The organism is Cupriavidus yeoncheonensis (genome assembly GCF_905397275.1).
Classification (GTDB): domain Bacteria; phylum Pseudomonadota; class Gammaproteobacteria; order Burkholderiales; family Burkholderiaceae; genus Cupriavidus; species Cupriavidus yeoncheonensis.
This window is the reverse complement of record NZ_CAJPUY010000023.1, coordinates 55,603-70,478: the sequence shown is the minus strand read 5'-3', so window position 1 is coordinate 70,478 and position 14,876 is coordinate 55,603. Positions and strand designations below refer to the sequence as shown.

General features: G+C 70.1%; 12 protein-coding genes. 4 read left to right on the top strand and 8 right to left on the bottom strand.

Translation table 11 applies throughout. The features are described 5' to 3' along the window. Positions 1-4: 4 nt before the first annotated feature. Entirely contained in the window at positions 5-1,198 is a 1,194-nt protein-coding gene (locus tag KHO22_RS26205; RefSeq protein ID WP_211950087.1) for an acyl-CoA dehydrogenase, read from the top strand. Between the two features lie 60 nt (positions 1,199-1,258). On the opposite strand, the gene KHO22_RS26200 is transcribed toward KHO22_RS26205, so the two are convergent. From KHO22_RS26200 to KHO22_RS26165, 8 genes are all read right to left on the bottom strand, one after another. Beyond that, positions 1,259-2,260, bottom strand: a complete 1,002-nt coding sequence (locus KHO22_RS26200; protein WP_211950086.1) for a Bug family tripartite tricarboxylate transporter substrate binding protein — start codon at positions 2,258-2,260, stop codon at positions 1,259-1,261. 112 nt (positions 2,261-2,372) lie between these two features. Further along, positions 2,373-2,828, bottom strand: a complete 456-nt coding sequence (locus KHO22_RS26195; protein WP_211950085.1) for a MaoC family dehydratase — start codon at positions 2,826-2,828, stop codon at positions 2,373-2,375. Positions 2,829-2,836: 8 nt separating this feature from the next. After that, positions 2,837-4,012, bottom strand: a complete 1,176-nt coding sequence (locus KHO22_RS26190; protein WP_211950084.1) for an acyl-CoA dehydrogenase family protein — start codon at positions 4,010-4,012, stop codon at positions 2,837-2,839. Between the two features lie 32 nt (positions 4,013-4,044). Beyond that, positions 4,045-5,247: an acyl-CoA dehydrogenase family protein gene (locus KHO22_RS26185; RefSeq protein ID WP_211950083.1), complete on the bottom strand. Its 1,203-nt coding sequence runs from the start codon at positions 5,245-5,247 to the stop codon at positions 4,045-4,047. A 63-nt stretch (positions 5,248-5,310) separates the two neighbouring features. Beyond that, positions 5,311-6,222 carry an SDR family NAD(P)-dependent oxidoreductase gene (locus KHO22_RS26180; protein ID WP_211950082.1) on the bottom strand — a complete coding sequence of 304 codons (912 nt, stop codon included), beginning with the start codon at positions 6,220-6,222 and terminating at the stop codon, positions 5,311-5,313. Continuing rightward, positions 6,209-6,793, bottom strand: coding sequence for an AMP-binding protein (locus tag KHO22_RS26175; RefSeq protein WP_211950081.1), 585 nt, complete (start codon positions 6,791-6,793; stop codon positions 6,209-6,211). Before KHO22_RS26175 ends, KHO22_RS26180 begins: the two co-directional genes overlap by 14 nt. 157 nt (positions 6,794-6,950) lie before the next feature. Further along, positions 6,951-10,784 (bottom strand): LuxR C-terminal-related transcriptional regulator, encoded by a 3,834-nt coding sequence (locus KHO22_RS26170; protein WP_211950080.1) that lies wholly within the window; start codon positions 10,782-10,784, stop codon positions 6,951-6,953. 95 nt (positions 10,785-10,879) lie between these two features. Continuing rightward, entirely contained in the window at positions 10,880-12,772 is a 1,893-nt protein-coding gene (locus KHO22_RS26165; RefSeq protein WP_211950079.1) for an AMP-binding protein, read from the bottom strand. Between the two features lie 263 nt (positions 12,773-13,035). Here KHO22_RS26165 and KHO22_RS26160 point away from each other — a divergent pair, with 263 nt between their 5' ends. The 3 genes from KHO22_RS26160 to KHO22_RS26150 are packed head-to-tail and all read left to right on the top strand — an operon-like array spanning position 13,036 to position 14,823. After that, on the top strand, positions 13,036-13,776 hold the full coding sequence (locus KHO22_RS26160) for an IclR family transcriptional regulator (RefSeq protein ID WP_211950078.1): 741 nt from the start codon (positions 13,036-13,038) through the stop codon (positions 13,774-13,776). Between the two features lie 58 nt (positions 13,777-13,834). Then, positions 13,835-14,233, top strand: a complete 399-nt coding sequence (locus tag KHO22_RS26155; RefSeq protein ID WP_211950077.1) for a hypothetical protein — start codon at positions 13,835-13,837, stop codon at positions 14,231-14,233. Then, positions 14,230-14,823, top strand: coding sequence for a DUF2889 domain-containing protein (locus KHO22_RS26150; RefSeq protein ID WP_211950076.1), 594 nt, complete (start codon positions 14,230-14,232; stop codon positions 14,821-14,823). Before KHO22_RS26155 ends, KHO22_RS26150 begins: the two co-directional genes overlap by 4 nt. The last annotated feature ends 53 nt before the right edge of the window (positions 14,824-14,876 follow it).

Sequence of the window (14,876 nt, the reverse complement as noted above, 5' to 3'; positions counted from 1 at the left end):
TCAGATGGACTTCCGCCCCGACCCCACCCTTGACGAATTCCGCCAGGAAGTGCGCCACTTCCTGAAACACCAGGTTCCCGCGGACCTGCCCCACCGCGCGCACGGCATGCGCTCGCCCCGCGAGACCGTCATGCAGTGGCAACGCGTGCTGAACGCGCACGGCTGGGGCGCCCCCTACTGGCAGAAGGAACACGGCGGCACCGGCTGGACGGTGTCGCAACGCCTGGCCTTCGACGAGGAGTGCGCCGCCGCCGGCGTGCCGTCGCAGGATGCGTTCGCGCAGAAGCTGGTCGGCCCGGTGATCAACCACTTCGGCACGCCCGCGCAGAAGGCGGAGCACGTCGGCGCCATCCTGCGCGGCGAGCGCCTGTGGTGCCAGGGCTTCTCGGAACCCGGCTCGGGCTCCGATCTCGCCTCGCTGCGCACGCAGGCCGTGCGCGACGGCGACGCGTACGTCATCAATGGCCAGAAGATCTGGACCAGCTATGCCCACCACGCCGACTGGATCTTCCTGCTGGTACGCACCGATACGTCGGCGAAGAAGCAGGCCGGCATCAGCTTCCTGCTGGTGGACATGAAGACGCCCGGCATCACCGTGCGCCCGATCATCAGCATCGACGGCTGCCACCACCTGAACGAGACCTTCTTCGACAACGTCCGCGTGCCGGTTGCCAACCTCGTCAGCGAGGAAGGCAGCGGCTGGAAGGTGACCAAGTTCCTGCTGAACAACGAGCACGCCACCACCGCCGACCTGCCCACGCTGCGCCGCCTGCAACGCCAGTTGCGCGCCATGGCGGCATCGTCCGCGGGCAAGCGCACGCTGGGGGACCACCACCAGTTCTCGCTGCGCCTGGCGCGCTGCGAGGCCGAACTGCAGGCCATCTCGGTGATGGTGCAGCGGGTGGCCGCGCTGGAGGAAGACCACAGCCCGGCGGCACATGCGATGGGTTCGATGCTCAAGATCCGTGGCACCGAGCTGCAGCAGCAGATGGGGCAGTTCCTCGTGGAGAGCCTGGGCGACTACGCCCCCGTCTCCTATCCGTCCAGCCATGACGGCCCCCGGCACGAGCCGCTGCCGCGCCAGGACGTGATGCGCGACATCGCCGCCGAGATGTTCTTCCGGCGCGCCACCACGATCTACGGCGGGACCAGCGAGATCCAGCGCGGCATCGTGGCGAAATCGCTGTTCGGGTTCTGACGAGGCCGCTCCCCGCTCCCGTGCCAACGGGAGCGGGGAGCAGGCAGCCGGCGTCGCGGCTTACTCCGGCTGGATCCCCGCCACGCCGATGATCTTCTGCCAGATCTGCTGGTCGGCCCGCACCGCCGCACCCAGCTCCGCGCCCGTCCCCGGATTCGCCAGGCTGCCTCGCGCCGCATAGTGCTTCTGCGCCTCCGGCGAGTTGACGAATTCGATGGTCAGCTTGCCGATCCGGTCGACCATCGGCGCGGGCGTGCCGGCGGGGGCGAACAGGCCGCTCCAGTTGGTGCGCGACACCGCCTCCATCAGTTGCGGATTCAGCATCCCGGCTTCCGACAGCGTGGGCACGTCGGGCAGCAACGGCAGCCGCTTCGGGCTGAGCACCGCCAGCGCCCGCAGCTTTTTCGACTGCACCAGCGCATAGGCCCCGCCAAACTCCACCATGCTGTAGTCCACCTGGCCGCCGGCGAGGTCCGGCAGCAGGCCGGCCGTGGACTTGTAGGGCACGTCCGTCGTCCTGATCCCCGCGGCCTCGTTGAAGGCCGCCGACATCAGGCGGTAGCCCGTGCTGCTGGAGCCGCCATTGATGGCACCCGGCTTCGCCCGCGCGGCAGCCACCAGGTCCGAGATCGACTTGTACGGCGACTGTTCCGGCACCACCAGCGCGACCGGCAGCGTGGACATGCGCGCCACCGGCACAAAGTCCTTGTTGGGGTTGTAGGGCAGCTTGCGGTACAGGAACGGATTGGCCGACATCGCGCTGGACGCCGTGAGCAGCAGCGTGTACCCGTCCGGCGCCGACTTGGCGACCGCGTCGTTCGCCAGGATCATGTTGGCGCCGGGCCGGTTCTCCACCACCACGTTTTGGCCGAGCCGCTCGCCCAGGAACTTTGCCAGCAGGCGGGTGTAGTCGTCGATGCCGGTGCCGGGGCTCGCCACGGACACGATACGGACCGGGCGCTCCGGATACTTGTCCGCGTGCGCGGGTCCGGCGCCGGCCAGCAGTGCGCCGCAGGCGACGGCGAGCAGGACGCGCCGGCGCGTCGGTTGGCTGTGCTTCATTGCTTGTCTCCTCAAAGTCAGAAAGCCGCGCCGATGCCGGCGCGGCTGGTTCCTGCAACTTCGGTGTCGCGCGGTACCCCTTTTCTTTGTGTGCAGGGCTTCCGCGCCATGCTCAGGGGTAGCGACGCGTGATCGACTCGGCGATGCACACCGGCTTGGTGCCGCCTTCCCGCTCGACGATCATCTCCACCTTGGTCTGTGCGCCGCCGCCTTCCAGCGCCTCGTACGACAGCAGCTTGAAGTGCGCGCGCAGCTTGCTGCATACCGGCACCGGCGCCGGGAAGCGCACCTTGTCGAGGCCGTAGTTCACACCGGTGCGGCTTTCCGCCACGCGATAGGCCGCGTTCGAGAACTCCGGCAGCAGGCTCAGCGTCAGGAAGCCGTGGGCGATGGGCGTGCCGAAGGGACCGTCCTTGGCACGCACGGGATCGACGTGAATCCACTGGTGGTCGCCGGTGGCGTCGGCGAACTGGTTGATGCGGCCCTGCTCGATGCTCACCCACTCGCTGGTGCCGATGATCTCGCCGACGAGCGGCTGGAGATCGCTGATCTTTTCGTAGACTTTCATGCTCGTATTCACTCCACTACGGTTTCGGACAGGGATTGCTGCAATGAACGCGCGACCAGCGATTCGTGCAGGTCGGCGTTGCCGAAGATGGCATCGGCCACCACGGCGCGCTTGAAGTAGTGGCCGACCGTGTATTCCTCGGTCATGCCAATGCCGCCGTGAAGCTGGATGCCTTGCCCACAGACGTACTTGGCCGCGCGGCCGATCAGCGCCTTGGCCTGGGACACCACGCTGCGCACTTCCTCCGGCGACCCGCTTTCCACCGTCGCCAGCAGCGCGTACAGCATCGAGCGCGCTACTTCCAGTTCGGCGGCCATGTCAGACATGCGGTGCTGGAGCGACTGGAAGCTGCCGATGGCCACGCCGAACTGCTTGCGCACCTTCAGGTACTCGGCGGTGACCTCGATGGTCTTCTCCATCGCGCCGACCAGTTCCGCGCACAGTGCCGCGGTGCCATGCAGCAGGCCGTGGTCCAGCGCGGCCAGGCCGGTGCCCGGCTCGCCCAGCAGGGCGTCGGCGGGAACGAATACGCCGTCGAGCGTGACTTCGGCCGCCCAGCTGCCGTCGTGCAGCGGCAGCGCGCGGCGCGACAGGCCCGGCGCATCGGCCGGCACCACGAACAGGCGCAGTTCGGCGCCGTCGTGCGCGCTGACCGGCTGCGCGATGGGGGTCATGGCGGTGACGAGGAAGGCGTCGGCTTCGGTGCCGCCGAGCACGAGCGTCTTCACGCCGCGCAGCACGTAGCCGCCGGGCGCGGCGTCGGCATGCGTGGCGATGGGTGCCGGCAGGCCGCGCGCACCGGCTTCGCTGTAGGCGAGCGCGAGCTTGCGCGAGCCGTCGGCCAGCGCCGGCAGCAGCGCGTCGCGCTGGGCAGGCGTGGCGGCGGCCAGCAGCGTCTGCGCGGCAAGCACGGCGCAGCCGAGGTATGGCTCGATGACCAGGCCGCGGCCAAGCTGGCCGGCGATCAGCACGGTGTCGAGCAGCGTGCCGCCCAGGCCGCCCTGCTCTTCCGGCAGCGCGGCGGCAAGCCAGCCGTTGCTGGCGAAGGTGTCCCAGTGCTTCGCGCTGCAGCGCGAGCCGGACTTGATCAGCGCGGTGCGCGCTTCGAAGTCGTAGTCGCGGTCGACAAAGCGGCGCACGCTGTCCTGCAGCATCTGCTGCTCGGAGTCGAGATTGAAGTTCATGGTCTGTGTGACTCAGTGTGACGTGGGGGGCTTCAGAGCTGGAACAGCGCGCGCGCGATGATGCCGCGCTGCACCTCACTGGTACCGCCGTAGATGGTGGAGGCGCGGCGGAAGAACATCTCGTTGGCCAGGCCGCGCGCGATGTCCTCCATCGGCAGCGCATCGCCGGCGTCGGCTTCAGGCGGCGCGAAGGCCACCGGGCCGAAGTCGCCCAGCGATTCCACGATGAAGCTGCTCATGCGCTGCTGCAGTTCCGTGCCGCGCACCTTCAGGATCGATCCGAGCGCATGCGCGGCGGCGCTGTGGTCCTGCGCCTGCTCCAGCGCGGCCACGCGCTGTACCAGCATGGCGATGGCGGACAGGTCGGCCTCGAAGCGGGCGACCTGCTGGGCGAACTGCGGGCACGCGATCAGCGCGCGGCCTTCGCCGTCGCGCTGTTGCGCGAGCATGCGGATCTGGCGCATGTACTTGCGCAGCATTGGCAGGTCGGCGGCCGTGGCGTGCTCGTTGTTCAGCAGGAACTTGGTGATCTTCCAGCCGTCGCCCTCGGCGCCGATGCGGTTGGCAACCGGCACGCGGACGTTGTCGAAGAAGGTCTCGTTCAGGTGGTGGCAGCCGTCGATGGTGTGGATCGGGCGCACGGTGATGCCGGGCGTCTTCATGTCCACCAGCAGGAAGCTGATGCCGGCCTGCTTCTTGACCTCGGTGTCAGTGCGCACCAGCAGGAAGATCCAGTCGGCGCGATGGGCGTGGCTGGTCCAGATCTTCTGGCCATTGACGACGTACGCGTCACCGTCGCGCACGGCCTGCGTGCGCAGCGAGGCCAGGTCCGAGCCCGAGCCCGGTTCCGAGAAGCCCTGGCACCAGAAGCGCGTGCCGTTGAAGATGTGCGGCAGGTGTTCGGCCTTCTGCTCCGGCGTGGCGAATGCGTTCAGCACGGGGCCGAGCAGCTTCTGCGCGCCGGTGTCCTGCGTGGGCGTGCCGGCGGCGGTGCATTCCTCGTCGAAGACCAGCCGCTGCAGCACATTCCAGCCGGTGCCGCCATGGGCCTCGGGCCAGTACGGCGCGCCCCAGCCGTTCTCGTTCAGGATGCGCTGCCACGGCGCGAGTTCCTCGCGCGGCGAGCGCGTGCCGATACGCAGGCGCCCGGCCAGGCCGGCCGGCAGCTTTGCGCGCAGGAACCCGCGCACTTGCTCCCGGAATGCCTCCAGACTGAGGTCTGGCTGAAAATCCATGTCTTGTCTCCTTGATGCCGGCGGGATACTGCCCCGCCGGCTTTCTCTGCTGCCAGGGCCGCGTCAGACCGGGTCCCAGCCGAACACGTCGCGCGACAGTTCGAGCGGGATGAGCGACGGCTGGAACATCGGGATGGCACGCTCCAGGCACGACTCCACGGTCCAGCCATCGGAGTTGTGCGCGGTGCGGATCGGGCGCGGCTGCGAGAACAGGTAGATCTCGTTGTTGCGCACGCCGAAGATCTGGCCGGTGACGTGCTTCGCCTTGTCGGCCAGCAGCGCCAGCGTGAACGGGGCGATCTTGCCGGCTTCGAGGCGCATGTTGATCTTCATGCGTTCGGCGGCTTCCGGCGTGTTGGTCGGGATGCTGCCGACCATGCGCGTGAAGGCGAACGGCGCGATGCAGTTCGAGCGCACGTTGAACTTCTGCATGTCGACCGCGATGGACTTCGACAGCCCGACGATGCCCAGCTTGGCCGCCGCGTAGTTGGCCTGGCCGAAGTTGCCGATCAGGCCGGAGGTGGAAGTCATGTGCACGAAGGCGCCGCCTTCCTGGGCCTTGAAATGCGGCGCGGCCGCACGCGACATGTTCCAGGTGCCCTTCAGGTGCACGCGGATCACGGCGTCGAAGTCGTCCTCGCTCATCTTGTGGAAGATGATGTCGCGCAGGTTGCCGGCGTTGTTGACCACGCCGTCCACGCGGCCGTACAGGTCCAGGGCTTGCTGGATGATCTTCTGGGCCGAGCCCCAGTCCGCCACGCTGTCGGTGTTGGCCGCGGCTTCGCCGCCGAAGGCCTTGATCTCGTCGACGGCCTGCTGGGCGGGACCGGCGCTGCCGCCGGAACCGTCGATGTTCACGCCGAGATCGTTGACGATCACGCGCGCGCCCTGGCGGGCGGCTTCCAGGGCGATGCCCTTGCCAACGCCGGCACCGGCGCCGGTGACGATGACAACCTTTCCTTCAAGCAAGCTCATGCTTCGTACTCCATGTGTCGAGGGGGTGAATGAGGGGCAGCGGCGCGATGCCCGCCGACAGCGCGCCGGCAAAGTCGTGCAGGCCCGGACGCGCGGGCGCGTTGCCGCAGACAATGCAACCGTAGAGCGTGCCGTCGTCGAGCAACGGCGCGAGTTCCGGCAGCGATGCAGGCGCGACAATGGCTGCGCGCGCGGCGGTAGTGGGCACGCGCGCGGCCGGATCGAGCGAATCGAGCGAATCGAGCGGCTCGAGCGGCTCGAGCGGGACGGCCCGCGCGGCGCACCGGTCGATGGCGAACACGGCCACCGCCCGTTGCGGGCAGTCATCCAGCGACAACAGCACGCTGGCGCCACTGCGCACGCCCAGCCGCTGCTGCATGTAGCCGGCGAGCATCTGGCAGGCGTCGAGCAGTTCACCGTAGGACATGCCGCCCGCCGGAAATGCACAGGCATCGGGCGTCGCCGCCGCGCGCGCCGCGAGCCGGGCAAACAGCGCCTCGCCGGCAAGGTCCGCGCAAGTCGGAATGCCTTCTGGCCAGTTTGCAAAGGTCGGAGAAGATGGGGATGACATGGCGACTGCGAGCGGAGGACTGCCGGGATGATTGCCATCATCGCGGGCAGCCCGCCGGGGGGGTACTCCCCGACGCGGGTGGAAGCGCGTGGAGGGAACTTATGCGCAGGATGGTGGTGGAACTTATGCGTCCATCGCGCGGCACCGGCGGCGCACATCAGGCGGCCCGCGCGACCAGTTCGCCGGCCGCGAGATCGCGCAGCCGGGCCGCCGCCTTGCCGCGGCCGTTGACGCCGAGCTTGGCGTAGATGTTCTTCAGGTGCCATTTCACCGTTTCCGGCGACAGGTTCAGCACCGACGCGATCTTCTTGTTCGACATCGCCTGCGCAAGCAGGCCGAGGATTTCGCCTTCGCGCTCGCTGAGCACGGACATGGAAGACGGCCCGCCCGCGCCGTCGGCCGACACGCCGCTCGCGCGGGTCCCGGCCGCCGCGAGCAAGCGCTTGACATAGAACGCCAGTACCGGCTCGTGCTGCGGCGTTCGCGCGAGGGCGGCGAACGCCTCGGGCGCGCTGGCCGTCGCATCCAGCAGCGAACGCAGCAGGCTGGCGCCGTGGCCCATGCGGATGGCGCGGCCAAAGGCGTCGCGCGCAGCGCCTTCGTTATGCAGGGCCTGCTGCGCCATCGCGCGCTGCAGGGTCAGGCTGGCCGCGCCGGACCCGCCGGCTGCGGCCGACGCCAGCAATGCGTCGATCATGGCGGCGGCGCCGGCAAAGTCCTGGGTGGACATCGCCATCTCGATGCGGCCGAGCGCGGCCGCCTGCCGGATCCGGTCGCCCCGTGTCCCGCCGGGATGCTTCTCCGCCAGCGCGGCCAGGCACTGCAATACCGTGTTGGCGCGCTCGGTCTCGCCTTCCTGCAGATGGCGGCGCAGGCGCAGCACCAGCGCCTCGGCCAGCACGCGGTCCAGCCCGAAGCGCACGGCATAGGCTTCCAGCCGGTCCAGGCAGGCATTGGCCTGCACGCGCCGGCCCGCCAGCCAGTGCGCGTTGGACAGCACCATCAGCACGCGCAGCACGACATCCGGCAGCGAGACGCGCTCCAGCCCGGCAATGCGCGGCTCCAGCAGCCGGCAGGCGGCCTCGGGATCGTTGGCCTCATAGAGGATGTCGGCCAGCAGCCCGGCGGCCAGGCAGGCGAGCCCGACAAAGGCCGGCCCCTGCCGCTCGGCTTCGCGCAGCACGTCGCGCACGTGCTGGCCGGCGCGCTCCACCTGCCCTTCCAGCGCGAGGCTGGTGGCCCGGATGTAGCGCCCGAACAGCGAACTGCGCGGCGCGCCGGTGCGCAGGGTGATGTCGTCCTGCAGGCGGCGTACCTCGTCGTACTCGCCCCGTTGCAGGAACAGCCACGACAGCACGTTGCCGCGCGACGACCATGCGAGATCGTCGGCGCCGGGCGGAATGTCCCACAACTGCGGGAGCATGCCGAGCACGGTGTCGGGATCGTCGAGTTGCAGCGCGAGGCCCGCGCGCAGCAGGCCGAGCGTGTAGGTGCGAAGCGGGTCGGCAGCGTCATGCGCGGCGAGTTCGTCCAGGGTGTGCCGCAGCCCATCCACATTGCGGGCATAGAGCTGCAGGTAGCCGTTCACCACCAGCAGGCCGTGGCGCTGCCGCACCTGCGCGGACGGCAGCAGCCGCAGCAGGGCCGCAAGCTGGCTCAGCTCGCCGCGCGCCAGCAGGGCCTGGCCGCAGGCTTCGACCATGGCCGCCGCCGCGGCTTCGTCGCCCGCACGCACGGCGTGGAATACAGCATCGTCGAGCCGCCCGCGCGCGTCGAACCAGCGCCACGCAGCGGCATGCATCGCCTGGCGGTCGGGTTCCGGCAACCGGCCGTGCCGCTCCAGCAGCGTCTCGCGCAGCAGCGGATGGATGCGATACCAGGGCTCGCGATTGGAACTGTGATTGGGACTGCCCACCTGCGCCAGGAAGAGGTTGTCCGCCTCCAGCCGCGCCAGGCGCGCGCCGATGTCGGCTTCGTGCTTCCCGAGCATCGACGCGCACAGCGCCACGCAGAAGGACTGGCAGGTCGCCATGCGCACCAGCATGTCGAGGTCGTCCGGGGCCAGCCGGACCACCACCTCGCGCTCGAAGTACGCGACGAAGCTGCGCGCATCGCGCACCGGCACGACCGGATAGCCCGCGCCGCGCCGGGCGCGCAGGTCGACGGCGAACAGTTGCAGGCCGGCCACCCAGCCGTCGGTCAGGTCGTGGATGGCAGCGGCGTCGCGCGGATCGATGGCGCCCAGTTGCTGGCGCAGGAACCGCTCGGACTCCTCGGCCGTGAAGCACAGGTCGCGCATGTCGAACTCGGCGACCAGGCCCTGGGCGCGCAGGCATTCGAGCGCCAGCGGCAGGGCGCTGCGCGAAGCGAAGGCGAGATGCAGCTGCGCCGGCGCATAGTCGATCAGCCGCTGCAGCGCCTGGACGATGTGCGGCGAGGTCACGTGGTGGAGATCGTCCAGGATCAGCACCAGGTCGCGCTGGCGCTGGCCGAGCGCCTGCACCAGCTGGATGACCCAGTGCTCGATGGCCGGGGCATCGCACTCGCCGCCTGGCGCCGTGGCATCGCGTGTCAGGGACGGATCGACGGCGTCGAGGCTGGCCGACAGGCAATCGAAGAAGCGGTCCGGCGCGTTGTCCTCGGCGCCAAGCGCCAGCCAGCAGACATCGAAGCCGAGCGAGATCAGGCTCTTGCGCCAGGCCGCCAGCGTACTGGTCTTGCCGCTGCCCGCCTGCCCCTGCACGACGACGCAGCGGCGCCGCCGCGCCTCCTGCAGCCGCGCCATCAATGCCTCGCGGACAATCGCCTGTCCGCCCTGGCGCGGCGGCAACAGCTTCGCGCTGTCCACCGGCTGCGCTGCCTCGCGCACGCATTCCAGGCCCGCCATGACGCCCGCCGACGGGATGGCCGCGGAGCGCGGCAGGAACGCGGACACAGACCCGGTACGTTCGTTATGCTCGTCAGGGGCCGGGTCCCGCGCCCACGGTGCCGCCTGGCGCGGCGTCACTGGCGACAGGAAGGTGCCCGGCTGTCCGGCGTCGCCCTGACGCAGCCAGCGCAACGGCCAGCGGACGGGCTCGCTCAGGAACGCCAGCACCTGGGGAATGCCGGCAGCAAAGCCCCAGGGCGCATCCCGCAGCAACTGCTGCACCGCGCGGCGCCAGGCCGCCGCGCCTGCCACGGGATGCACCACGAGGCGCGGGTGGCGGGCCAGCCATTCGCGGACGTCCGGATGCTGCTGGGTGACATGGTTGTCCGCGATGAGGTGCAGTGTGATGCCATCCGGCGTGCCGGTTTCCAGCTCGCGGAGGAAGTCGAGCCAGTCGGCCGGCCGGGCCGCGTCTGGCGCGGGCATGGCTGCCGGCAGATCGGAGGCATCGGCGTCGACCAGTTGCAGCGCCGTCATGAACGAGGTCGCGAGGTGGCGCTGCATGGCCGTGCCCGGCCGCGCGGGTTGCGCCCCCGGTTGCGCCTCCCTTCCCCCCATGCCGCAGGCCACAACCAGCGCGTGCTCGCGCGGGGCCACATACAGGCCGACGACGTCGACTGCGCGGCCATCCAGATCGAGACCCGGCAAGGCCTGGTTCTCCTGCCGTGCCGGCAAACCCGTCGAGCGCCAGTGGCGCGACACGCTGGATGCGCTGACCCCAAGCTCCACCGCCAGGCTGCGGGTGCTCAGCTGCGCGGTGGCTGGCTCGCTGGCCAGTTCCACGAGCCGCCCCACATCCATCCGGACCGGCGGCGCGCCGCGCGGGAGGTCGTGTTCGATGCCGGCCAGCCGCGCCTGCGCATAGCGGTCGCGCCAGCGCGCCACCTGCACGCGGCCCACGCCAAGATGGGCCGCGATCGCCTTGTTCTGGATGCCCTCCGCAGCCAGCAGGATGATGCGGGCACGCAGGGCAAGCCGCGGATGGGTTGCACCGGCGGCAGCGGCGGCTTGCAGGTCGGCGCGCTCGTGGTCGGACAGGAGAATTTGTGGGGCAATGCGCATGATGGATCCTCGGGTTGACGGATCGGGAAGACGGCTTCGGCGGCTCCGGCGGCTCCGGTATATGGCCAGGGCGCGGCAGGCGCCCTGGCGCACGCTCAGGCCGCCCTTGCGACCACCGCGGCGGGCGGCTCCGCGTACAGTTCGCCGATCAGGCCGGCGCGGCGCTCGCGCGTGGTGGCCTGGTTGATGTAGCCCTTGTCGGCGATCTCGCCGGCATCGATGGACGGCGGCTCGGCCATCAGCAGCACGCGCCGCGCGTGCTGGCTCGCGGCGCCCGTCACCGCCCGCAGGCGTTCGGACAGGGCCGCCACCACGATGGGATGCGACACCAGCTGCTCGACCGGCAATCCGGTCAGTTCCGACGCCAGGCGCTGGCAAGCCACCGCGTTGGGCCACGCCAGCGCGGCCACGAAGTCCCTGTCATGGCCGCAGATGACCGCATCGGCCAGCAGCGGCGCGCATTGCTCCAGCAGGGCCACGCGCACGGCGCCGGTCCGCACCCAGGTGCCGTTGCTGAGCTTGAAGTCTTCCACGCAGCGGCCGGCGTAGCGCAAGCCGGCGCCCGGCACCGCCGGGTCGACCATGCGGGCGGCGTCGCCCATGCAGTAGAAGCCTTCGTCGTCGAAGGCGGCGGCGCTCAGTTCCGGCTGCTGCAGGTAGCCGGAGAAGATGTTGCGGCCGCGCATGCGCACTTCGTAGCGGCCGTCGCCGCCATCGAGCGGCACCAGCTTCAGTTCCACGCCCGGCACCGGCATGCCGAGGTTGCCGGTGTCGTCGGCGGGCTGGCTGAAGTTCAGGCCCATCGCCGTGGTTTCGGTGGCGCCAAAGCCGCTGGTAAAGAGAATGCGGGCGCCGGCCACGCGCTCGGCCACGCGCTGGAAGCGCGCCAGCACGTCGCCCGGCAGGCTGGCGCCGCCGTAGCTGACGAACATCAGGCGCGAGAAGAACGCCTGCGCCAGCGCCTCGTCGCGCTCCAGTTCGGTCACGAGCATGCCCCACGCCGCCGGCACGGTGGCGAACATGGTCGGGGAGATCTCGCGCAGGTTCTTCACGGTGCGGGCGAACAGCGCCGGCGTGGGGCGGCCGTCGTCGATATAGAACGAGGCGCCCAGCACGAAGGCGCGGCCGAGGTTGCCGATGCCGCCGAAGACGTGATTCCACGGCAGCCAGTCGAGCACCACGGTCCCCTGGTACTCCGGCGCGCCATGGGCGAACAGGAACTGGCCCATCAGCGCCTGGATGCTGTCGTAGGTGATGGTCACGCCCTTGGGCGCGCCGGTGGAGCCCGAGGTGAAGAAGTAGCGCGCCGTATCCGCGGCAGAAATGCCGGCGTGCGCCGACTCCACGCGGTCCTCGCGCGCGGGCGTGAGCGGCGCGTCCTGCAGCGCCATCCAGTCGACCTGCCCTGCCGTCGCCCCTTCGGCCACGATCACCGCTGCGGCCGGGAGGCCCAGCGCTTCGATGGCCCGCGCAAACGGCTCGGCCGCCTGCACGAACACCGCGGCCGGACGCAGCAGCGCGTGGATGCCGCGCAGGCGGGCGAAGTCCTGGCTTTGCAGCGAATAGGCCGGCGACACCGCCGCCGTGGGAATCCCCGCGTACTCGGCGGCCGCCACCAGCAGGGCGTGCTCGATCGAGTTGCCCGACAGGATCATCAGCGGCCGTTCGCGCGACAGGCCCATCTCCAGCAGGCCCGCCGCCACGCTGCGCATGCGCTCGTAGAACTGCGCCCAGGTGACGAGGCGCCAGGCGCCGGACGCATCGCGCTGGCCCAGCGCGGTCTGCCTGCCGCGCTCGTCGGCCCAGCGGCGGGCCCAGGCGCTGAACGTCAGGTATGGCACGGGCACAGGCGCCTGCACCGGGCGCACGAGCACGGTGCCGTCGGCCCGGACCTCATGGGCAACGGGCGACACGCGCAGGGCGGCTTCGCGGTAGCGGGGCATGGCGGCAGGGGAAGCGGCGGCAGCCGTTCCGGTGGGTTGCGACATCTCTTCGGTCTCCTGGCGTTCTGGGGGCCGATCAGCCCCTCTCCTCAAGGGAGGCGCGGTTTGCGCGAATTCCCTTGACTACGAAATCTAGGATAATGCTACTATATTTCGTAGTTGATTGACAGATCGATTCACAGATCGATTCACAGGTCGATTGACAGACGATTGGCAGATCCCTTTCGCAGGGACGCACCCCGAACACGATGAAGGTGCAGCACCGCGCACCTTGCAACCATTTCCGCCCTTCCGGAGACCGCACCGCGATGCCCACCCTGATCCCCGCCGCAAGCCGCGCCATGGCGGTTTTCGAAGTGTTTGCGCGCGAAAAGCGCGAACTTTCGAATTCGGACATGGCCCGCCTGCTCCAGGTGGCCGAAAGCAGCACCTCCGACCTGCTGCATACCCTGCATTCGCTGGGCTACCTGATGCGGACGACGCGCACGCGCCGCTTCTATCCGACCGGTCGGATGCTGGAGACCGTTCGCCAGATCGCCGAGAACGACCCGCTGACCATCGCCGCGCAGGAAGCGGCAGAGCAGCTCGGGGCCCGCAGCGACGAGAGCGCCTTCGTCGGCGTGCCGGACCCGACCTGCGTCAAGGTGGTCGCCACGCAGCCGAGCCGGCTCCCCCTGCGCTACATCCTCGACGTGGGCGCGCGCGCCAGCTTTCACGCATCGGCGCTGGGCAAGGCGCTGCTGGCGCTGCTGCCCGAGGACGAAGCCCGCGCCCGCCTGGCCCGGCACGCGCTGCGCCCGCTGACCTCGCACACCGTGCTCGACGTGGACGCACTGATGGCCCAGGTCGCCGAAGGCCGCGGGCGTGGCTGGTGGGAGTCGCGCGAGGAAGGCAGCGAGGGGGTCTACGGCCTGGCCGTCTCGGGCTGGCTGGGCGACCAGCCGGTGGGACTGTCGCTGGCCGGGCCCGCCGAGCGCATGAAGAAGAACCAGGAAGCCTATCTGACGGTGCTGCGCGGCGTGCGCAATGCGCTGCTCACCGATAGCTGATCCATTGCAGGTAGCCGTCCCCATGCCGCAGCACACCGCCCCCCCGATGGAAGGATTGATGGATCTCCTGCACGAAGTCCGCCAGTTCAGCCGCGACCTCCAGCAGTCCGCCCGCCGCGCCGCGCCGGCTTGCGGGCCGAATACCTACCGCGAGACGCTCCACAGCCTGGTCCACCGCCGCATGCAGGACGACGATCCGCACGGGCGCATCGTCTGCTACGCCTCGGCCGCCGAGCTGGGCGTGCCCGTGGATCTGCCCGCCGAACAGTGCCGGCAGGCCATGAGCGGCGGCCTCGGCTTCGGGCTGCGCGTGCTGTTCTGGGCGGCGCACCGCCGCATGATCGCGACCCGTTCCGTCCGCAACTGGGCGGGACTGGCACTGCAGCCGGCCCATCCCGCGACCCTGAACCACCCGGCCAGCGCGACCACGCGCGCCGCCGGCCCGGAGACACCATGACGACCGCCCCCACCATCCACCGCCGCCCGCTCCACACCCGCACGGTCACCTGCTCCGGCTTCCTGCGCGACGACGGCCTGATCGACATCGAAGGCGAGATGCAGGACATCACGCCCACCGGCACGGACCTGCTGTTCAAGACGGTGCCGCCGGGCGGCGCCATCCACCACATGCGCCTCACGCTGACCATCGACCGCGACATGGTCATCCACCACGTGACGGCACGCATCGAGGCTGGCCCCACCCAGTACTGCCCGGAGATCGAATCCGCCTATGCCGGGCTGAAGGGCCTGCAGATCCGCGGAGGCTTCCGCCAGCAGGCGAAGGCCATCGTGGGCGGCGTGAAGGGCTGCACGCACCTGACCGAACTGCTGGGTCCGATGGCGACCACCGCCATGCAGTCGACCATGGCCATCATGCGCGCCGAGCGCAACGGGCGCCGACCGATGGACGGCGAAGGGCCGATGCCGCGCCCCGCGCTGATCGGCTCGTGCCACACGTATCGCATGGACAGCCCCGTGGTGGAGTACCTGTGGCCGGTCAGGCGCCGGATGCCGGAGGACCTCGGCGACACCGCACCTTCCGCCTGACGGGATCACCGCCACATGGCCGGAAACACGGCCAGGGCCCGGCGTTGCCCGCA

Coding starts and splice junctions, on each gene's coding strand:
- KHO22_RS26190 (WP_211950084.1), bottom strand. CDS start 4,012: ATGAACTTCAATCTCGACTCCGAGCAGCAGATGCTGCAGGACAGCGTG.
- KHO22_RS26185 (WP_211950083.1), bottom strand. CDS start 5,247: ATGGATTTTCAGCCAGACCTCAGTCTGGAGGCATTCCGGGAGCAAGTG.
- KHO22_RS26170 (WP_211950080.1), bottom strand. CDS start 10,784: ATGCGCATTGCCCCACAAATTCTCCTGTCCGACCACGAGCGCGCCGAC.
- KHO22_RS26180 (WP_211950082.1), bottom strand. CDS start 6,222: ATGAGCTTGCTTGAAGGAAAGGTTGTCATCGTCACCGGCGCCGGTGCC.
- KHO22_RS26175 (WP_211950081.1), bottom strand. CDS start 6,793: ATGTCATCCCCATCTTCTCCGACCTTTGCAAACTGGCCAGAAGGCATT.
- KHO22_RS26160 (WP_211950078.1), top strand. CDS start 13,036: ATGCCCACCCTGATCCCCGCCGCAAGCCGCGCCATGGCGGTTTTCGAA.
- KHO22_RS26155 (WP_211950077.1), top strand. CDS start 13,835: ATGGATCTCCTGCACGAAGTCCGCCAGTTCAGCCGCGACCTCCAGCAG.
- KHO22_RS26150 (WP_211950076.1), top strand. CDS start 14,230: ATGACGACCGCCCCCACCATCCACCGCCGCCCGCTCCACACCCGCACG.
- KHO22_RS26195 (WP_211950085.1), bottom strand. CDS start 2,828: ATGAAAGTCTACGAAAAGATCAGCGATCTCCAGCCGCTCGTCGGCGAG.
- KHO22_RS26200 (WP_211950086.1), bottom strand. CDS start 2,260: ATGAAGCACAGCCAACCGACGCGCCGGCGCGTCCTGCTCGCCGTCGCC.
- KHO22_RS26165 (WP_211950079.1), bottom strand. CDS start 12,772: ATGTCGCAACCCACCGGAACGGCTGCCGCCGCTTCCCCTGCCGCCATG.
- KHO22_RS26205 (WP_211950087.1), top strand. CDS start 5: ATGGACTTCCGCCCCGACCCCACCCTTGACGAATTCCGCCAGGAAGTG.